This is a genomic window from Amycolatopsis oliviviridis, assembly GCF_014654365.1.
Lineage (GTDB): Bacteria > Actinomycetota > Actinomycetes > Mycobacteriales > Pseudonocardiaceae > Amycolatopsis > Amycolatopsis oliviviridis.
This window is the reverse complement of record NZ_BNAY01000002.1, coordinates 1,162,953-1,181,121: the sequence shown is the minus strand read 5'-3', so window position 1 is coordinate 1,181,121 and position 18,169 is coordinate 1,162,953. Positions and strand designations below refer to the sequence as shown.

The 18,169-nt window shown below is 69.1% G+C and carries 20 protein-coding genes, 1 tRNA gene and 1 pseudogene; 12 read left to right on the top strand and 10 right to left on the bottom strand.

Translation table 11 applies throughout. The annotated features are described in order from the left end of the window. Positions 1-97 precede the first annotated feature (97 nt). A complete protein-coding gene (locus IE302_RS12750) occupies positions 98-871 on the bottom strand; it encodes an ABC transporter permease (protein ID WP_191254656.1) in 774 nt (257 codons plus the stop codon). Positions 872-947: 76 nt separating this feature from the next. Here IE302_RS12750 and IE302_RS12745 point away from each other — a divergent pair, with 76 nt between their 5' ends. Continuing rightward, on the top strand, positions 948-1,421 hold the full coding sequence (locus tag IE302_RS12745; RefSeq protein ID WP_229907724.1) for a MarR family winged helix-turn-helix transcriptional regulator: 474 nt from the start codon (positions 948-950) through the stop codon (positions 1,419-1,421). 12 nt (positions 1,422-1,433) lie between these two features. Here the strand turns inward: IE302_RS12745 and IE302_RS12740 are convergent, their stop codons facing one another. Then, positions 1,434-2,597: an FAD-dependent monooxygenase gene (locus IE302_RS12740; protein WP_191254655.1), complete on the bottom strand. Its 1,164-nt coding sequence runs from the start codon at positions 2,595-2,597 to the stop codon at positions 1,434-1,436. 58 nt (positions 2,598-2,655) lie between these two features. After that, on the bottom strand, positions 2,656-3,801 hold the full coding sequence (locus IE302_RS12735) for a CaiB/BaiF CoA transferase family protein (RefSeq protein ID WP_191254654.1): 1,146 nt from the start codon (positions 3,799-3,801) through the stop codon (positions 2,656-2,658). Positions 3,802-3,949: 148 nt separating this feature from the next. Here IE302_RS12735 and IE302_RS12730 point away from each other — a divergent pair, with 148 nt between their 5' ends. The 7 genes from IE302_RS12730 to IE302_RS12700 all read left to right on the top strand — a co-directional run bounded on the left by IE302_RS12730 (position 3,950) and on the right by IE302_RS12700 (position 9,406). After that, positions 3,950-4,777, top strand: a complete 828-nt coding sequence (locus IE302_RS12730) for an NAD(P)H-binding protein (RefSeq protein ID WP_191254653.1) — start codon at positions 3,950-3,952, stop codon at positions 4,775-4,777. Positions 4,778-5,071: 294 nt separating this feature from the next. Then, positions 5,072-5,347: a hypothetical protein gene (locus tag IE302_RS12725; protein WP_191254652.1), complete on the top strand. Its 276-nt coding sequence runs from the start codon at positions 5,072-5,074 to the stop codon at positions 5,345-5,347. Positions 5,348-5,356: 9 nt separating this feature from the next. After that, positions 5,357-6,748, top strand: a complete 1,392-nt coding sequence (locus IE302_RS12720; RefSeq protein WP_191254651.1) for a sensor histidine kinase — start codon at positions 5,357-5,359, stop codon at positions 6,746-6,748. Continuing rightward, entirely contained in the window at positions 6,745-7,410 is a 666-nt protein-coding gene (locus tag IE302_RS12715) for a response regulator transcription factor (protein WP_191254650.1), read from the top strand. The genes IE302_RS12720 and IE302_RS12715 overlap by 4 nt, the downstream gene beginning before the upstream one ends. A gap of 57 nt (positions 7,411-7,467) precedes the next feature. Then, positions 7,468-8,052, top strand: a complete 585-nt coding sequence (locus tag IE302_RS12710; protein WP_191254649.1) for a DUF4956 domain-containing protein — start codon at positions 7,468-7,470, stop codon at positions 8,050-8,052. A gap of 29 nt (positions 8,053-8,081) precedes the next feature. Beyond that, positions 8,082-8,813 (top strand): polyphosphate polymerase domain-containing protein, encoded by a 732-nt coding sequence (locus tag IE302_RS12705; protein WP_229907723.1) that lies wholly within the window; start codon positions 8,082-8,084, stop codon positions 8,811-8,813. Between the two features lie 65 nt (positions 8,814-8,878). Beyond that, on the top strand, positions 8,879-9,406 hold the full coding sequence (locus IE302_RS12700; RefSeq protein WP_191254647.1) for a hypothetical protein: 528 nt from the start codon (positions 8,879-8,881) through the stop codon (positions 9,404-9,406). A gap of 22 nt (positions 9,407-9,428) precedes the next feature. On the opposite strand, the gene IE302_RS12695 is transcribed toward IE302_RS12700, so the two are convergent. Further along, entirely contained in the window at positions 9,429-9,608 is a 180-nt protein-coding gene (locus IE302_RS12695; RefSeq protein ID WP_191254790.1) for a hypothetical protein, read from the bottom strand. Between the two features lie 261 nt (positions 9,609-9,869). On the opposite strand from IE302_RS12695, the gene IE302_RS12690 reads away from it, so the two are divergent. Next, positions 9,870-9,943: transfer RNA gene (locus IE302_RS12690), tRNA-Ile, on the top strand. A gap of 244 nt (positions 9,944-10,187) precedes the next feature. Here the strand turns inward: IE302_RS12690 and IE302_RS12685 are convergent. Continuing rightward, complete coding sequence (locus tag IE302_RS12685) at positions 10,188-10,937, bottom strand: SDR family NAD(P)-dependent oxidoreductase (protein WP_191254646.1); 750 nt, start codon at positions 10,935-10,937, stop codon at positions 10,188-10,190. A 93-nt stretch (positions 10,938-11,030) separates the two neighbouring features. On the opposite strand from IE302_RS12685, the gene IE302_RS12680 reads away from it, so the two are divergent. Then, entirely contained in the window at positions 11,031-11,426 is a 396-nt protein-coding gene (locus tag IE302_RS12680) for a winged helix-turn-helix transcriptional regulator (protein ID WP_191254778.1), read from the top strand. Between the two features lie 38 nt (positions 11,427-11,464). On the opposite strand, the gene IE302_RS12675 is transcribed toward IE302_RS12680, so the two are convergent. The 5 genes and pseudogenes from IE302_RS12675 to IE302_RS12660 form a co-directional block, all read right to left on the bottom strand. Further along, a complete protein-coding gene (locus IE302_RS12675) occupies positions 11,465-12,634 on the bottom strand; it encodes a family 43 glycosylhydrolase (RefSeq protein ID WP_191254645.1) in 1,170 nt (389 codons plus the stop codon). After that, a complete protein-coding gene (locus tag IE302_RS12670; RefSeq protein WP_191254644.1) occupies positions 12,631-13,470 on the bottom strand; it encodes an endonuclease/exonuclease/phosphatase family protein in 840 nt (279 codons plus the stop codon). Before IE302_RS12670 ends, IE302_RS12675 begins: the two co-directional genes overlap by 4 nt. Positions 13,471-13,682: 212 nt before the next feature. After that, a pseudogene (locus IE302_RS42730) lies at positions 13,683-13,919 on the bottom strand (DUF6292 family protein); the annotation flags it as partial. Between the two features lie 288 nt (positions 13,920-14,207). Next, positions 14,208-14,429 carry a hypothetical protein gene (locus tag IE302_RS12665; RefSeq protein ID WP_191254789.1) on the bottom strand — a complete coding sequence of 74 codons (222 nt, stop codon included), beginning with the start codon at positions 14,427-14,429 and terminating at the stop codon, positions 14,208-14,210. 854 nt (positions 14,430-15,283) lie between these two features. Continuing rightward, positions 15,284-16,075 carry a CPBP family intramembrane glutamic endopeptidase gene (locus IE302_RS12660; RefSeq protein ID WP_229907722.1) on the bottom strand — a complete coding sequence of 264 codons (792 nt, stop codon included), beginning with the start codon at positions 16,073-16,075 and terminating at the stop codon, positions 15,284-15,286. Between the two features lie 143 nt (positions 16,076-16,218). On the opposite strand from IE302_RS12660, the gene IE302_RS12655 reads away from it, so the two are divergent. Further along, entirely contained in the window at positions 16,219-17,502 is a 1,284-nt protein-coding gene (locus tag IE302_RS12655; RefSeq protein WP_229907721.1) for a sensor histidine kinase, read from the top strand. Beyond that, positions 17,502-18,152 (top strand): response regulator, encoded by a 651-nt coding sequence (locus IE302_RS12650; protein ID WP_191254776.1) that lies wholly within the window; start codon positions 17,502-17,504, stop codon positions 18,150-18,152. Before IE302_RS12655 ends, IE302_RS12650 begins: the two co-directional genes overlap by 1 nt. The last annotated feature ends 17 nt before the right edge of the window (positions 18,153-18,169 follow it).

Below are 18,169 nucleotides of genomic sequence, written 5' to 3'. Positions count from 1 at the left end.
TCCCGGGTGACAACACGTAAGACACGGCTTCCCCGGAAACGTCACGCGGTAAACCGGAACCAGCCGACCACGGCCGGGCGGATCGCGCACTCGGAAGTCAGGTGATCGCCCGGCGGCGGAACGTCCAGAGACTCGCGGGGGTGAAAACGAGCAGTGCGACGGCCAGGCCGGTGACGCAGAGCCAAGCGGGCAGATGAGCGATCCGCGGGGTCAGCGCCCCGCGCAGGCCTTCGCTGACGTAGGTCATCGGGTTCAGCGCGCACAGCGCCCGGAACCACGGGACGGCGTCGAGTTCGGGGAAGGGGAACTGCGCGGAACCGGTGAACAGCAACGGGGGCATCACCAGTGAGAAGGTGATCCCGATCCGGGCGGGGGCGACGAGTGAGCCGATCGTCGTCCCCACCGCGCCGCCCGCCAGCGCGCCGAGCGCGGTGTACCCGAATGCCGCCGGGATACCCGCTGTCCGCCAAGACAGGTCGCCGAGCACGAGCGCGCCGACAGGGACCATGAGGACGGCGGTGACGAGACCGCGCGACGCAGCCGCGAAGATCCGCTCCACGACGATCCAGCCGAGCGGCACGGGTGCTCTCAGCCGGTTCTCGATGGTGCGGGTGGCGAACTCCATGGCCAGTGGGAAGGACGCGTTCTGGGCGGCGGCGAAGAACGCGTTCAGCGCGACGAGCCCGGGCAGGAGCAGCCGCGCGTAGCCGGGCGGGGTGTAGCCGAGCGCGCCGAGGACCTTCCCGAACACCAGCAGCATCAGCAAGGGCTGCATGAGGACCTGGGCCAGCACCCCGCCGAGCTGCTTCCGCGTGATGAGCAGATCGTGCTCCAGCAGGCCCCAGAACACTCGCCACGGATTCGGAGTCATATACGAAGCGTACGCTTAATTACTTGCTGCATTTGCCGGGCTTCGTGAGGATAATGATAAGTGTTAGCGTTGTACCGTGACTGAAGCCACGCAGACCGCGGAGTCGGTGCGATGGGCCGTTTCGCGGTTGTCGTCCCGTCTTCGCGCCGAACAACCCGGCGAAGACCGAACCCTGAGCAGGCTGGCCGCGTCGGTGCTGGCGAACCTGCGGCACAGCGGACCCCTGACCGTCAGCGTGCTCGCCGCGATCGAAGGACTGCAGCCGCAGTCCCTGACCAGGGTGCTGAACGCGCTCGAAGCCGAAGGCCGCGTCGCGCGGCGTCCCGACGAGCGCGACCGGCGGGCCCAGCGGATCGTGATCACCGAAGCGGGCCACGCGGCCTTGCGCGGACATGTGCGCGACGGCAACCGGTGGCTGGCACGGGCCATGGACACGGCGCTGACCCCCGCCGAACAGGAGATCGTGCGGGTCGCGGCGGGGCTGCTGCTCCAGGTCGCCGAGCACGACGCGGGTGACGACCACGGAACGGGCGCCGCACCGCCCTGGTGACTTGGCGCCGACTCAGCCCTGACGGGCGAGCGCGGGGTAGTCGTCGAGGGTGATGTCGGTGGCGAATTTGTCGGTCACCCACAGCATCCCGCGCAGCAGGAGCCGTCGCTTGAACATCTGGTCGCGCAGCTTGATCCGCAGGGTGGTCGGCGGTGCGAGGAACGGCCCGGCGTTGGCCTTGCGGGCGATCTTGGCGTAGCCGCGGAACTTCTCGTCGTACCGGCGGAAGGCTAGGTCGTGGTCGCCGTTCGCCGCGGCTAGCTCGCCCGCGATGACGTACGCGGCCACGACGGCCAGCCCGGTGCCGAAGCCGCCCAGCGTGTTGCCGTACGCCGCGTCGCCGAGGAGCGCGACGCGTCCGGTGGAGTAGCCGTCCATCGTGACCCGGGCGATCGAGTCCAGGTAGACGTCGTCCGAGCGCTTCACCAGCTCCATCAGCTCGGGCAGCCGCCAGCCACCGCCCTCGAACGCGGCGGCCAGGATCTCCTTCTGCCGGCCGGTGTCGTAGCGGTCGTAGTCGATCTCGGGGGAGGCGAACACGAAGAACGCGGTCGCCTTGGGCCCGCCGGTGGCGGCCATGCGGCCGGGCTCGTTGTACATCACGGCCGGGCCGCCGTCGGTTTCGTCGGTCTCGACCAGGGCGTAGTAGTGGCCGAGGTGCTCCACGTAATCGGCTTCCGGGCCGAACGCCAGCCGTCGCACGGCCGAGTGGATGCCGTCCGCGCCGAAGACGAGGTCGAACCGCCTCGGGGCGCCGCGTTCGAAGGTGACGTCGACGCCGTCGTCGGTCTCGGTCAGCGAAGTGATGAAGTCGCCGAAGACGTACTCGCAGTCTTGAGCGGTCCGTTCGTACATGATCCGGGCCAGGTCGCCACGCCGGATCTCGACGTCGCCGCCGGTGAACTCGCCGGGCAGGACGGCCAGCGCCCGCCCGTCGGCGTCGACGAGGGTCTGGTCCAGCCCGCCGGTCTGGTGCTCGTGGATCTCGTCGAGGATGCCCATCCGCTCCAGCACGGTGCGGTGGGTGGCGCCCTTGAAGTCGACGGCCTGGCCACCGGTGCGGAGCTCCGGCGACCGTTCGACGACGGTGACCGCGTAGCCCTGGAGGGAGAGCCAGAAGGCGAGGGCGGGGCCGGCGATGCCGGCGCCGGAGATGAGGACTGTCCTGTTCGTCATGGCAGGAGCTTCGCGGCCGGCCTTGACGAAGCGCTGACAGTCCGCTGACGGTCGTCCGTCAGCTCCAGCCGGGCAACGGGAGGGTGAGCTGACCGGGGTCGTCCGGCGGCGCGGTCTCGTAGCGCGGCGGCGTCGCCGACAGGCCGATCGGGTTGCGGGTCAGCCGCACGGAGGTGCCGTCGGGCCGGGGCAGCTCGACCGTCGGGTGCAGGCCGAGCCGTTCCGCCAGGGCGAACGCGCCCGCGACGTCGTTGACCTCACCGGCCGGCACCCCGGCCGCGCTCAGGTCCGCCGCCCAGCCGGCGGCCGGACGGCGGCCGAAGCGGTCTTCGAGCAGCGTGCGGAGTTCGGCGCGGTGCTCGACCCGCGCCGGATTGGTCGTGAACCGGACGTCGTCCGCGAGTTCCGGCAGGCCGATGACCTCGCACAACGCCGCGAACTGCCGGTCGTTGCCGACGGCGAGCGCGAGTTCGTGGTCGGCGCACGGGACGAGCTCGTACGGGGCGATGCTGGGATGCCGGTTGCCCATCCGCGCCGGGACCGTGCCGCCCGAGGTGTATGCGCTGCCCTGGTTGACCAGCGCGGCGAGCAGGCTGGACAGCAGGTCGATCTCGACGCGCTGCCCCTCACCGGTCCGGTCACGATGGCGCAGCGCGGCGAGGATGCCGACACTCGCGAACAGCCCGGCCAGCACGTCGACGAGCGCGACACCGACCTTCTGCGGCTCGCCCGCCGGGTCGCCGGTGATGCTCATCAGCCCGCCGACGGCCTGGATGAGCAGGTCGTAGCCGGGCAGCGCGGCGCCGCCGCCGGAGCCGAAACCCGTTACGGAGCAATAGACCAGGCCGGGATTCGCCGCCCGCAGGGCTTCCGGGCCGAGACCGAGCCGGTCCATCACACCTGGCCGGAAGTTCTCGACCACGACGTCGGCCTCCAGCGCGAGCGCGCGAGCTCGGCCGAGATCGGCGGGATCGGCGAGGTCCAGTGCCACGCTCGTCTTGTTCCGGTTCACCGACTGGAAGTACGTCGCTTGGCCCGCCGCGTCGTAGGGCGGCCCCCAGCTACGGGTGTCGTCACCGGTACCCGGCCGCTCGACCTTGATCACCGTCGCGCCGAGATCGGCCAGCAGCATCGTGGCGAACGGGCCGGCGAGCACCCGCGAGAAGTCGAGGACGCGCAGCGGGCCGAGTGCGGTTTCGGGCATGAGCCCGACCCTAAGCGGCCTCTGGCGGCTTCGAAGTTGTGATCACGCTCACGAAAGGCCGGTTTTCCCATTACTTTCCTTTAGGTACCTACTGTCTCCAGGAAGGTAGCTTCGGCCGCGTCAACGAAGAACGCAGCGAGGAGCGACCATGATCGTGGTGACCGGAGCGACCGGGAACGTAGGCCGTCGGCTGGTGGAAACCCTTGCCGCCGAAGGGGAAGAGGTGACGGCGGTGTCGCGCCGCATCACCGCCGCGGACGTGCCCGATGGCGTGCGGACCGTCCAGGCGGACCTCGCGCGGGCCGATGGGCTGAAGGAAGTCTTCGACGGCGCGGACCGGGTTTTCCTTCTGACGTCGGGAGAATTCCTGGCGGCGGGCGGCGACGTCGCGGAAGTCGTCGCGGCCGCCAAGGACGCGGGTGTCGGCCGGATCGTGCTGCTGTCCTCTCAGGGCGTCGGGAGCGGGCGGCACGCGTCGGCGTACGAAGAGGCGGTCAAGGCGTCGAGTCCGGAGTGGACAGTGCTGCGGCCGGGCGGATTCGCGTCGAACGCCTTCCAATGGGCACCCGCAGTCCAGGCCGATCGCGTCGTCGCCGCGCCGTTCGGCGACGTCGCGTTGCCCGTCATCGACCCGGCCGACATCGCCGACGTCGCGGCGGCCGTGCTGCGGGGATCCGGCCACCACGGCCGGACCTACGTGCTGACCGGACCCGAGCCGATCTCGCCCCGGCGGCAGGCGGCGGACCTGGCCGACGCGCTGGGCGAGCCGGTGCGGTTCGCCGAACTGAGCGAAGCCGAGGCGCGGGCGGCGATGTCGGAGTTCATGCCGCCGGTGGTCGTGGAGGCCACCCTCGCCATCCTCGGCGAGCCGACGGAGGACGAACAGCGGGTCAGCCCCGACGTCGAGCGGGTGCTGGGACGGCCTGGGCGGACCTTCGCGGAGTGGGCGGCCCGGAACGCGGCCGCGTTCAAGTGACCGCGCGGCCGCCATGACGCGAGGGGCGCCGGTGAGTCTTCGGTACAGGGGGTCGTGAGTGGCAAGTGGGGTTAGAACGACACTTACCTACCTGAAGCGCGTGAAGGCCCCCTTCCCTCGGCTCAGCCGCGTGAAGGGGGCCTTCACGCGCGGCCGCTGTGGTTGCTGGTGCATGTGGGGCGCCGAGCCTTCACGGACCTGTCCCGCGACCACTCACGACCCACCCGAGGCGGATGAGAAAGTTCTCATCGAGTCGTCATCGGCGGCTCACCCGCGCCGGGCAGCCTGGACGGCATGCGAGTCCGAATCATCGTCCTGGCCGGGGTCGCCGCCGTCGTGGTGGCGGCCACCGGCACGTTCGCCGTCATCGCGGCCACCGCCGCCTCGCCGCCCGACCTCGGCCCCGCCGTCGTCGCCCCGGCCGGGCAGGCCGTCACCGGGCCGGGGGAGGCAGGCGCCCCGCCCGCCGTCGTCCCACCACGGCTGGCCGGGCACGACGACGACCCCGATGATGTCGATGACCATGACGACGACGGTGACGACCATTTCGACCTCGACCTCGACGACTGAGCGGGGCCGATGAGCGCCCGCGCCCGGATCCTCGCCTGGGTCCTGCTGGTCGTGCTGCTCGCGCTGGCCGGTTCGCTGCTGGCGACCCGCACCGTCCTGCACAACCAGCTCGACCAGCGGCTCGACAACGAGATCGCGCACGAGACCGGAAAGCTCCGGGCCTTCCTGGCGTCGCCGGACGCCCGGCCCGCCGGGCAGCCCGTCACCGTCGAGGCCGTCCTCGGCCGTCATCTGGAACGGAATCTGCCGGAAAAGTACGAGACGTTCTTCTCGATCATCGACGGTGCCGCGTCGAGGCGGAGCGCGATCGAGCCCCCGGTCCGGCTCGATACCGATCCGAAGTTCGTCGCCGACCTCTCCCGGGTGACGAGCCCGGCGTACGGCACGGTCACCACGGCGGTCGGCTCCGCGCGATACGGAGTCGTCCCGGTGACCATCGACGGTGCGCCCGGCCGGGGCGCCCTGGTGATCGTCGAGTTCGTCGACCACGCCGCGGGCGAGATCAACGACGTCGTCGGCGTGATGGCCGCGATGTCGGGCGCCGCGCTGGTGCTGGCCGGGCTGATCGGCTGGCTGGTCGCCGGCCGCATCCTCGCGCCGGTGCGGGAGGTCCGCCTGGCCGCCGAACAGATCGGCGAGACCGACCTTTCCCGCCGGATCGAGGTCCGCGGTTCGGACGACGTCGCCGCGCTCGGACGCACCTTCAACACGATGCTCGACCGGCTCGAAAGCGCCTTCGCCGGTCAACGTGACTTCATCGACGACGCCGGTCACGAGCTGCGTACGCCGATCACGATCGTCCGCGGCCACATCGAGCTGATGGGGGAGGACCCCGAGGAGAACGCGGCCACCCGGCATCTGGTCCTCGACGAACTCGGGCGGATGCAACGGATCGTGGACGACCTGCTGGTACTCGCGAAATCCGGCAGCCCGGACTTCCTCGCGCCCGGCGACACCGACCTCGCCGATCTCACCGTCGAGACCCTCGCCAAGTCCCGTCCGCTCGCCGACCGGGTCTGGCGGCTGGACGCCGTCGCCGAGGTGACCGTCCGCGCCGACGGCCAGCGGCTCACGCAAGCCTTGCTGCAATTGGTCTCCAACGCCGTCCGGCACACCTCGCCGGGACAGGAGATCGCCCTCGGTTCGGAGGTCACCGCGGCGACGGCGCGCCTCTGGGTCCGGGACACCGGGGAAGGCGTCCCTCCCGATTCGCGGAGCCGGATCTTCGAACGGTTCAAACGCGGCAGCAATTCGAGCGGCGACGACGGCGCCGGACTCGGCCTGGCGATCGTCGCCGCGATCGCCGAGGCGCACGGCGGCCGCGTCCTGCTCGACACCGTGCCCGGCGAAGGCGCGCGGTTCACCATGGAGATCCCTGTCGCGGGAGGTACGGACCGGTGACCAGTGTGCTGGTGGTGGAGGACTCCGCCCGGATCGGCGCGTTCGTCGAAAAGGGCCTGCGGGCACAGGGTTTCGCGACCCGCTGGGTGCGGACCGGCTCCGAAGGGCTGACCGAGGCGCTGACCGGCGCGCACGACCTGGTCGTCCTCGATCTCGGGCTCCCGGACCTCGACGGCTCGGATCTGTTGCGCGCTCTGCGCGCCGCGGGCCGGACGGTGCCGGTGATCATCCTGACCGCACGGGACAGCGTGGTCGACCGGGTCGCCGGGCTGTCCGGCGGCGCCGACGACTATCTGGCCAAGCCCTTCGCGTTCGAAGAACTGCTGGCCCGGATCCGGTTGCGGCTGCGGGGAAATCCCGACTCGGAGCCCGCGGTGCTGCGGGCAGGAGAGCTCTCGCTCGATCTGCGGACGCGGAAGGTTTCGGTGGCGGGGGAGGAGAAGGATCTCACCGCGCGCGAGTTCGCGCTGCTGGAGACCCTGCTGCGCAACCGCGGTCAGGTGCTGTCCCGCGAGCAGTTGCTCGGCGGGGTCTGGGGCTTCGACTTCGACCCGGGATCGAACGTGGTGGACGTCTACATCCGTTACCTGCGCGGGAAGATCGGTGCGGAACGGATCGAAACCGTGCGGGGGATGGGGTACCGGCTCGGTGAGTCCGGATGAGACGGTTCTCATCCGGCTCTCACGACGGTCTCTTCTTCCAGTGGCACAGTGGTTTTCATGACCACGACACTGCTTCATCTGGCCGTCGACCTCGTCGTCGCCGTCATTCTCGCCTACGGCATCTACGCTCGTCGTCACCACCGCGGTGACCTCGCCTGCGCCTATCTCGCGCTGAACGTCGGCGTCTGCGTTTCGGTCGCGGTGCTGCTGTCCGTGTCGACCGCGAGCGCACTGGGACTCGGCCTGTTCGGCGTTCTGTCGATCATCCGCCTGCGGTCCGATTCGATCAGCCAGCAGGAGGTCGCGTACTACTTCGTCGCGCTGGTACTGGGGCTGGTGAACGGGCTGCCGTCCGCGGACTGGCGGATCGTCGCCGCGTTCAACGTGCTGCTGCTCGGCGTCATGTACGTTGCCGACCACCCTTCGCGCACGCGCGGCCCGCAGCGGCGGACGGTCGTGCTCGACACCGTGTATCCCGACGAGCAGACCATGCTGATGGAACTGCGGGCACGGCTCGGCGGGACGGTCGTGCGGCACACTGTGTCCGAAGTGGACTATGTCCGCGAGGTCACCGTCGTCGACGTCCGGTTCCGGCCGGACACCGCCCCGGTCGTCCACGGCGCTCCGGCGGGGCATCGGTGAGCGGGCGTGGAACGGCCACCGTCGCGGCGGTGGCGAAAGGACTCCCGTCGCTTTCGCTGGCCGAAGTCGTCGCCACGAGCGGGCTGATGAGCCGGACGGACCGCAAGTACGTCCTGTCGCTCAACGACTTCCTGGCGGTGATCGAGGCGCTGTCGTCGCGGTGCCTGGAGATCGACGGGCAGCGGGTGTTCGGCTACTCGTCGACCTACTTCGACACACCGGATCTGGCGATCTTCCGAGCGCACCGGCAGGACCGGCGGCGCCGGTTCAAGATCCGCACACGCACCTACACCGACTCGGCCGACACCTACTGCGAGCTCAAGGTCAGCGGACGGCGCGACGAAACGGTCAAGGTCCGCCGCCCGCATCCGGCCGAGGCCGCGCACGGCCTGACCGCGCCCGCGTTGACGTTCCTCGACGATGCCCTCACCGCCGCCTACGGCCGCCCCGCGCCCCGGCCGCTGGCTCCCGCGCTGGTCACCGACTACCGGCGCACCACCCTCGTCACCGCCGACGCCCGGATCACCTGCGACACGTCGCTGGTCTGGCGTTCGGGTTCGCGGAGCCTCGCCGCCGGGGGCGACCTGGTGCTGCTGGAGGTGAAGTCGGCTTCCGAGCGCAACAGCGTCACCGAGGCGCTGGCGAAACTGCGGATCCGGGAGCAGTCGGTGAGCAAGTACTGCGCGGGCCTGGTGGCGCTGGGGCTGGCGACCGGCGGGAACCGGTGGCGACCGGCGCTGCGGCGGCTCGGGGTGGCGTAACGATCGTGCCGCGGCGGTCGACCCCTGCTGTTGGGCCCTCAGGCCCGGACAGAGGGAGGACGATCATGAGGACCAGGGAAAGGGCCGCGCTCGCCGTGGCGGGGCTGGCGGTCGCCGCGGCCGGGGGCACGGTGTTCGCCGGGACATCCGGTGCAATCGGCCCGTCGCCGGCACCGAGTGTGCAGGCCGCTGAGACGTCGTGTGTGACCGACAGCGCCGGGATGTGCACCGTGCAGCACGCGCTGGGGGCGGTCCCGGCGGTGGTGGTCGTGTCGGCGAACACGCCGGGACAGTTCAACGCGTACATGCTGAACACGGTGCAGGGTTCGTACACGGCGACCACGTTCCAGGTGCGGGCGATGTTCAACCAGACCACGCCGAAGGCGGGCGGGGCGATCTGGTTCAGCTACGCGGCTTACGGCGGTGCGCCGGTGACGACACCGACGACACCGACGCCACCGACGACACAGACACCGCCGAAGTCGTCAACCACCCCGACGAAAACCACTCTGCCGACTACGACGCCTGTACCGACGACGACTACCGAAGCGCCGACCAGTCCTCCTGGTGGCGGCTCGGGCCTGGGCAGCTGACCATCCAAAAAGGACACTGAAGCTAGGGCTGCGGCGGCGGCCGGTCGTCCAGTTCGTCGGCGAGGATCGTGTCGACACGGAGACTGGCTCGCCGCAGTGCCCGGACGCTCGCCCTCAGTGACAACGCGGCGCCGAGGGCGGCCACGAGACCGAGCCCGATGGCGACCGAACTCGCCACGAGCGCCTCCCTGCCGACGGGCATGACGTCCAGGCCCGTCCCGATGGTCAGCGTGTCCCGGGCGGCGAGCCGCTCGGCGTTGGTCTTTGCAACCTAGACGAGCAGGCTTTGCCCTGTGCCGGAAACCAGCTGTTTGGCCTAGACCGCCTCTCGCGAGTCTTACGACCAGGCGATCGTGGCAGGTGAGCGCTGTGATAACTTGGAGCGAACTGGGACTTCTGTGCGTTCGCAAACCCGGCTGATCCGGGCCGGGGCGGCTCCCGCGGAGGTGTCAGGACACCCTTGGGGCCGGTAGCTCAGTTGGTTAGAGCAGGGGACTCATAATCCCTTGGCCGTCGGTTCGAGCCCGACCCGGCCCACAACATCGACATCGCTTCCGGCCCGCAGGGATAGTGGTTCTTCGGCGGCAATTTCGCTTTGGTGTCAATCGCGGTCGGGCTCCGTTTGCTCTGGTGTGCCGATAATAGGAGAAGTCCGCTGCGGACCGGTTTTTGGTGTAGCGGTCTTTCTGGTTCCTTGTCACAACCGCTGCGGTGGGGACTTCAGTAGTTCTGGGCTTCTTCACTTCCACCGCTGGACAAGCTGGGTGTGGTCGCGGATGTGTCAGCGCAGGCCACCGGAAGCGAGGATGACGTCCCCGGTGATCCAGCGCGCGTCGTCGGAGGCCAGGAAGGCGACGAGCGGGCCGTAGTCTCCGGGGGTGCCCGAACGGCCCAGGGGCGTGGCGGCGATCGCTTGTGCTTCCTGATCCGACCCGGCGTATCCCATGGCCCGGGTGCCTTCGGTGTCGGACGGTCCGGGCATGATCGCGTTGACCCGGATGCCCCGTGGACCCAGTTCCTTGGCCGCGACGATGGTGAAGGCGTTGACAGCGCTCTTGGAGGCGACGTACAGCGAGGCGTACTGGGGAAGGGTGACCGCGCCGGCCGTCGAGACGTTGACGATCGACGCGGCGTCGATGTCGTCTTGAGCGGCCAGGGCCTGCGTCGTCAGGATCGTGCCCAGCAGGTTCGTGGTCATCTCGCGCTGGAACTCGTCCTCGGTGATATCCGACAGTGGCGCGAAGGTGGCGACAGCCGCGTTGTTCACGAGCACGTCGACAGGGCCGTACGCCTCGCGCGCCTGTCCGAAGAGATGGCGTACGTCGTCTCCGCTCGACACGTCAGCCTGGACCGCGACAGCCTGGCCGCCCTTCGCGGTGATCTCCGCGACCACCCGGTCGGCGCCCTCCACGTCCTCTCGGTAGTTCACCACCACGGCGGCGCCGGTCTCGGCCAAGGCCTTGGCCATCCCCGCACCCAAGCCCTTCGAAGCGCCCGTGACGATCGCCGTACGCGCGTTGTTGCTGCTCACAGTGACTCCTTGCCGGTTCGATCTTGTGAGAGTCACCGTAATAAAGCTGCTTTCCTTCGGGAAGTACGTACTTTTTTGTAACCTGCTGCGGTGATGGAAACCGAACAAAGGGCGACGGCCGACAGGCTCCTGGCCCACGACACCTTCGACCAGAAGTGCGCGCTCAGGCCGATCATCGACCAGACCACGAGCCGCTGGGCGACACTCATCGTGTCGGCCCTCGTCAGCGGTCCGCACCGCTTCGCGCGTCTGCACGCCCGAATCGGCGGAATCAGCCAGAAGATGCTGTCGCAGAACCTCAAAGCACTGGGCCGAGCCGGGCTCGTCTCCCGCGAGGTGGCGTCCACCACTCCGCCCCAGGTGACCTACAGCCTGACGGAACTCGGCGTCAGCCTGGCCGGACCGCTGACCGATCTCCTCGGATGGTTCGGACGGCACGGCGAAGAACTCCTCGCCGCCCAGGAGCACTACGACAACCGGCGTGCGTGACCATGCGGACCGCCGGTCAACTGCGGGCGGTCCTCGGGTCACCAGTTCACGGTGAACTCGGCGGTGGCCCCGCCGCCGGTCTTGGTCAGCCGTCCGATTCTGCTTCGTCGCTCCGGAGACGGGTCTTCGTGGGGGAGAGGGCTCGCGTCGGTGATGTAGTTCCACGCGGCCCACCAGGAGCCGTCCGGTGCTTGGAACGCGTCGAAGGCACCGGGTCCTCGCTTGTTGCCCGGCAGGTTCTTCTTGCGGTGACGCTCGGGCAGGCCCGGCCGGAACCTCGGCTCGCCGTCGGGGTCGGGCTCGTAGGAGAAGTACGCGCGCTGGTGGTACATCGGAGTGCACCGGTTGCCGGTCAACGCCGTCCCGCAATAGGCGACGCCGGTGGAATAGCGGTTCGCGTACCAGTTGTTCCCTGAATGGAAGAGGTACCACTCCCCGTCGATGCGCACGGCGTTGGGATTCTCGATCGTGAGGACGTCGTCCGGCGGGCTGTTGTGGTGTGTCCACTCGAGATCCGCGTTGTCGATGAGCTTCTTCGCGTCGGCCTCCGACAACCGCCGCACGTGGCGAGACCGGTCGAAGTCCAGTTTGGCGGCGCCCAGGGCCGTGACGCGGTTCTGCGTCCACGCCCCGTTGCGCAGGGTCAGCCAGGCTTCGCCCTGCCCTCTGCTCACGTCGGCGTCGATCGCCCACCCGCGCTCCGGGCAGAACAGCGGATCGGCGTTCGCGACGAACCCTCCCGTCGCGTGTAACGACGTCGCGTAACCGATACAGTGTTTCGCCTGGCCCGCGGGTTCGGGGCCTGGCAGTGCCGCGCTGTAGAAGACGTAGTAGACGACTCGGCCGTCCTCCTGGCGCGCGAACATCGCTGGTGTCCACAGTGGAGAGTCCGGCCTCGCCCAGTAACCGGCGGGGAACGTGACGTCCTCCCAGGCGTCACCGTCGATCGCACCGCGGCGCTGGAACGCCCCGCCGGCGAACTCGACCTTCGTATAGGGCAGCTTGGTACCGGGGACGCTCGCGCCGACCGCGACGTAGGTGTTCGTCTCCGGCACCCGCACCAGGTCCGCCGCAGGGAAACGGAAGTCCAGCGACTCGTCGCGCGGCCCGGTCTCGGCCGGGCCCGCCGCCGCATCCGGGACGGCCACCACCGAGCCGGCGAGAACCGCGACCGCGACCAGGGCACGCCGCCACGAGACCCGTCTCATCGAGTCACCGTCACCCGGACGCGGACCGGACGGTGATCGCTTCCGTAGCCGGAGAGGGCGTCGACCTCGGAACCGGTCGCGGCCTTCTTCGCCCATACGTGGTCGATGGACCTGGTGCCGTGGCTCGGGGCGCTGAAGGGCTCGGCCACCTGACGCAGCCCCGCCATCAGGTCCGAGCCCGGTTCGGCGTTGAAGTCACCCATGACCACCGGCTCGGCCGTGCGGGAGGAGAACCAGTCCGCGCTTTCGCGGACCTGCCGGTTGTGCAGTTCACGGTTGAGGTCGAACCGCTGCGCGGACGGGGTGAGATGCACGACCCCGACGACCCACTCGAAGCCCGCTCCTTCCACCCGAACCCAGTTGACGTACTTCGGCGGCACCCAGCAGCCGCAGTCACCGGGCTCCGCGGGGCCCGTTCCGGGCGTGGAAGGGTCCACTTTGGACGCGGGCGAGATCTCGGTCGCGCCATGGCCTTTGAGGGTCATGTTCCCGCGCACCAGGATGGCGTTGTGTTTGACCGCCCGGCGGTCCGTCTCGTAGAGGGCGACGTATCCCGCCGCGGCCGCGGCCTCCTTCACCACGTCCTCGCGGTCGGCGACCTCCTGCAGCCCGATGACGGCGGGTCGTTCGGTCTCGATGAGCCGGAGAAGGTCGGCCTTGAGACCGCCCGCGTCCCCCGCGTTGTACGTGACGACCTCGATCGTGCGTTCGGCCGGGGCCTCGGCGGCCTCCGCCGATGGCACCGCGACGAAAGCCACGAGAGGCGCGAAAAGCGTCAGGGCCAGGATCTTGCGCCGCGGCTTCGAATGGGCCGACGGCTCCTTCATGAGTTCCATGTTTCCCTCCAGTGCCGATGTCGGGGAGCATCGGAACATCAGGGCTCCAACTCGGACAACGTTTCGCGCGTTCCCGTCATCTTCCCGAAAGATCTCGCCCGCCGCGTTCGGCCATGGTGTGCACCACTGCCTGGGGGCACCGCCGGCGCGGATGGAGATGCGCATCGCCTTTCCGGCCCTGCGTGCACGCGGATGATGACGAGGTCTTCGCCGGAGTGGGTTTCGATGGCGATGGCCCAGCCGTGGGCTTCGTCCCAGGGCAGGGCTCTGTCCCGGTCGGGGTGGCTGGGGAGCCTGTGGTCGAGAGCGACGTAGGCCGAGACGGGGCTGTCGTTGTCGACGGTGCGGGATTCGAGACCGACCCGAGGGCTTGGGTGACTTCGGCGAGGTAGTCGGCGGCCCCCGGCCTGACGCCCGTCATCCGCGACGAGGCGCCAGGCCGTCAGCACGTCTCGCACAGCGAACCTGCCCAGGTCGCGGTCGTGCAGCCGCCCGCCGACAACGCGAACCTCGTGCTCGTCACTGGCGGCGCAGGTGCGATCTGGATCGAGACCCGCTGCTGGTACCTCGGGCACGGCAGTGGCGAAGAAGGAAGGCTGGGGACGGCGCGGTGTGAATCTGAGGTCCGGCTTGTGGAGAAGGCTCGCCCGGCTTGAGGCGTTGATGGGGAAAGGCCGCGGCGCGTCATGGGTGGTCTCGGCTAGCGTGATCCACGCTCGTGTTGCTTCGCGAGTGGGCTATTCGGCGGTCCGGCGTTCGACCACTTCCGTGGCTCCGTTCTTGCTGAACGCCGCCCAGAGGTTGAACCCGACGATGGCCACGCACGCCGTCGCCCACAGCCAGATGAAACCGCTGTGACGACCGATCCCGTTGACGAACACGACAACAAGCATCGCGACGCCGATCAGCGCGCCGAGGACCGCGACGGGTTTGGACGGTTTCACTCTGTACGAAGCCACTAGCCGACTCCTTGATCGAGATTACGGGGTGAGGCGCAGATGCCCGTGTCGTCCGGCCGCCAAACCCGGCAGCGTCGCATCGTTGTGATGTTGCGATGATCGCTCCATCCGCGTTAGACCGAACGGCCTGACCCAGCGGCGTCGACAAGCCCGCGGTCTTGCCGATCAGTGCGGAGGCGAGGCTTTCGACCTCCTGGAGCAGGCGACCGAATCGAGTGGGCGGATGTTCGCCGCTCGCGCGGCCATCGGCATGGCCGAGGGCATCCTGTCTGTTTTCGTGCGCGGGGCGGCTGGTCACGTCCATGCTGGACAGCATGCCGACAGCCGAAAATGAACGTTCCTCAGCCAGGCCGCGACCTCCCCGCCTAGTGGTGCTCGTAGGGCTGGCAGGGCTGGCTGCGCTGTGCTACCTCGGCGTGGTCGGGATCAACTATGTTCTCGGCGCGACAGACATCTGGATACACGGAATCGCCGGGCTGGGCCCGTTCACCGGCGTGATTCTGGTCCAGTGGTGGAGAGGACGGCGGCGCCGCACGTCTTCGGAGTGACTCTGTTCTTCGCGCGGACGTACTGTCAGGACACGGATCCGTGCGTGCCGCTCGCTGATCACCGTGTCCCGTGAGCGCTGCGCGTGGGTGATCGTCGGGTGAAGAACTCGGTCAGGACGGCCGCGAAGGATCAGGCAACCTGACCATCACCGGTGACCGCGACATCGCCGAGCACCCGCTGCATTTCCCCAGAACAACGGCCCAGCTTCCTGCCGGCAGGCCAGATTCACGTGCCCTACGCCGCGACGTGATGTGAACTGAGTCCGTACAGTCGGCTGACCTGAGAGAGTTCCACCACAGGACGGTTCACGGCCGCAGCCGCCCGGTCGCCAGCACCCAGGCGGCGAGGACTGCCATCGGGATCGTCGTGAACACCGTGACGGTCGTGACGCTCACGTCCGCCAGCAGAAGACCGACCAGCAGGGCCAGCACCATGTTGTTCCCGGCGTGGGCGAGGCTCGCCGTCCACACACTGCCGCTGCGCACTCGTAGCCAGCTCAGGAGAATCTCCTGGCATACGAACGACACTGTCCACACGGCGAGACCCAACGCGACGTTCTCGAACTCGATGTATCCGACGAATGCGAGCGGGTAATGCCACACCGCCCAGATCAGACCGGTGGACAGCGTCGCCGCCACCGGCCGGCCGGGGAACACCCGCTGCCGCAGGTAACTCGTCCATCCGAACTCCTCGCCCCAGTAGATCGGCGTGAGCAGCGGGACGACGAGCAGGAGCACTGCGACCAGCGCCCAGCCGGGCAGACCACCGAACCGGCCGTCCAACGGGGCAAGGTGCGCGCCGAACAGCACGGCCACGGCAGCGGTGGCCGCGACGAGAGCGGCCGGACCCAGCCACGCCATGAGGTACTGCGGCCAGGCCGTACGCAGCCGCAACCGCAGCCCCGCGTCCGCGAACCCCTCACCGGTCACCCACCGACGCACGACTAACGCGGCCAACGCCGGCGCGAACGCGAACGGCAGCTGCACCAACGGGTTCACCAACGAGAAGCCGAGCGCCCAAGCTCCGACCATGCCCAGCCAGGCAAGGCCGAACGCGAGGCCGAGGAAGACCGGCAGCCCGCTTGCACGAGTTTTCACAACAGTCATGCCGCCCACAAGATCACCGGGACACGGGCGAGGTCACTGACAGCAAGGGGTCATTCGGAGGTAGTGCCAGGCATACCCCCGGACTATGGCGAAAGGGCGGGACGCGCTCCACCGAATGGAATACGGTTGACCGGGTGATCAAGGGGGAACCGCGAACGGTGCGTGAAGCGCTGACGACCCGGCGGTTCTTGTTCAGTGCCTGGCCGTGGCGCGCGTACGCCCACCTGCTCGGCACGCCGATGATCGCGTTCCTTGCGGTGCTGCCCTTGACGGTACCCGCGACGCCGTGGCTGGTGGTGGCAGCAGGGCGGACGGCGTCGATGCCGTGGACGATCGTGCTGCTGCTCGTGCTCGTCGGCGGATTGCTGCTTGCCGCGGCGTTGCCCTGGGTGGCCGCCCCGATAGCCCGGCTCGAGCGACGTCGGCTGCGGTTGGTGGACGGCCGTCCGCTGGGCGAGCCGCCACGCGGGCCCCTCAAGTACGCCGAGTCCGCGACCTGGCGGGCTGTCGCGTACCTGGTCCTGCTGGTGACGGTGGGCGCGCTACTGTCGGTCGCCACCTGTGGCCTGCTGCTGTTTCTCGCCCTGCTGGTCGGATCGCCTTACTTGGTGGACGGCACCTCACAGGTGACGCTCGGATTCACCACCGTCACCACGCAGGACGCGGCGATCCCGTACGCCGTGGCCGCCGGCGTGGCACTCCTGCTCTCGCCGTACCCGGTGGCCTTCCTGGTGTCGGCGCACGGCGCGGTGGCTCGTGTCCTCCTCCGCGACGACAGCGCACCGTTGCGCGCCGAGCTGGTCGAGGTCGCACGATCACGAGCCCGGCTGGTGGACCTGTTCGAAACCGAACGCCGCCGTATCGAGCGTGACCTGCACGACGGCGCGCAACAGCGACTCGTCGGACTCACCCTCCGGCTCGGACTGGCCAAAGTGGACCTCCCGCCCGATTCACCCGCATACGCGGAACTCACAGCCGCGCATGACGAGGCCAAGGAACTGATGACAGAGTTGCGTGAGCTTGTCCGCGGTATCCATCCCAGGGTTCTCACCGACCGTGGCATTCCGGCGGCCTTGGGTGAACTCGCCGACCGCGCGCCCATTCCGGTGAGTGTGCGCTCCGACGTGCCCGGCCGCCTTGCCGCCCCGGTGGAGGCGATCGCGTACTTCGTCGTGGCTGAGGCGTTGACCAATGTGGCCAAACACAGCGATGCGACCGCTGCCACTGTCTCCGCTTCTCGTGAGCCCGGGACACTCGTACTGGAAGTCAGCGACGACGGTCGTGGTGGTGCCGACCCGGCGCGTGGCACCGGATTGACCGGGCTGGCCGATCGCGCGGCCGTGGTGGGCGGTCGGATGCTGCTGTCCAGCCCACCGGGCGGCCCCACCGTGGTGCGCGTGGAGCTGCCGTGCATCTGATTCGAGTCGTGCTGGCCGAGGACGGAGTGTTGCTGCGGGCTGGGTTGGCCGGGCTGTTGGAACGGTTCGGGTTCGAGGTCGTCGCACAGGTCGGCGACGCGGATGCGCTGACGGTGGCGGTCGAACAGACCCGGCCGGACCTTGTGGTCACGGACATCCGCATGCCTCCGGGATTCACGGATGAGGGCTTGCGAGCCGCCGTGGCGTTGCGTGAGTTCGATCCGAAACTTGCGATCGTCGCCTTGAGCCAGTATGTGGAGCGGAGCTACGCCGCCGAACTGTTGGACTCCGGTGACGGTGTGCGGGTCGGATACCTGCTCAAGGACAGGATTGTCGACGTGGAGGACTTCGTCGCGATGCTGCGCCGGGTGGTGGCGGGCGGCACGGTGGTCGACCCGCAGGTGATCCGCCAGCTCTTGGTTCGCCGGCGTGATCCCCTGGCCCGGCTTTCGGCGCGCGAACGGGAGGTGCTGGCCCTGGTCGCCGAAGGCCGCTCGAACGCGGCGATCGCGGCCAGGCTGGTCGTCACCGAGGCGGCCGTCGGCAAGCATGTCGGCAACATCCTGGCCAAGCTCGACCTGCCACCGACCGAGGACACCAACCGGCGAGTGCTCGCCGTCTTGACCTATCTCCGGGCCACGGTCTCATGACACAGAACGACACCATG

Coding starts and splice junctions, on each gene's coding strand:
- IE302_RS12740 (WP_191254655.1), bottom strand. CDS start 2,597: ATGACGAACAGGACAGTCCTCATCTCCGGCGCCGGCATCGCCGGCCCC.
- IE302_RS12680 (WP_191254778.1), top strand. CDS start 11,031: ATGGAAACCGAACAAAGGGCGACGGCCGACAGGCTCCTGGCCCACGAC.
- IE302_RS12710 (WP_191254649.1), top strand. CDS start 7,468: ATGACCACGACACTGCTTCATCTGGCCGTCGACCTCGTCGTCGCCGTC.
- IE302_RS12750 (WP_191254656.1), bottom strand. CDS start 871: ATGACTCCGAATCCGTGGCGAGTGTTCTGGGGCCTGCTGGAGCACGAT.
- IE302_RS12670 (WP_191254644.1), bottom strand. CDS start 13,470: ATGGAACTCATGAAGGAGCCGTCGGCCCATTCGAAGCCGCGGCGCAAG.
- IE302_RS12675 (WP_191254645.1), bottom strand. CDS start 12,634: ATGAGACGGGTCTCGTGGCGGCGTGCCCTGGTCGCGGTCGCGGTTCTC.
- IE302_RS12735 (WP_191254654.1), bottom strand. CDS start 3,801: ATGCCCGAAACCGCACTCGGCCCGCTGCGCGTCCTCGACTTCTCGCGG.
- IE302_RS12695 (WP_191254790.1), bottom strand. CDS start 9,608: ATGCCCGTCGGCAGGGAGGCGCTCGTGGCGAGTTCGGTCGCCATCGGG.
- IE302_RS12700 (WP_191254647.1), top strand. CDS start 8,879: ATGAGGACCAGGGAAAGGGCCGCGCTCGCCGTGGCGGGGCTGGCGGTC.
- IE302_RS12725 (WP_191254652.1), top strand. CDS start 5,072: ATGCGAGTCCGAATCATCGTCCTGGCCGGGGTCGCCGCCGTCGTGGTG.
- IE302_RS12720 (WP_191254651.1), top strand. CDS start 5,357: ATGAGCGCCCGCGCCCGGATCCTCGCCTGGGTCCTGCTGGTCGTGCTG.
- IE302_RS12730 (WP_191254653.1), top strand. CDS start 3,950: ATGATCGTGGTGACCGGAGCGACCGGGAACGTAGGCCGTCGGCTGGTG.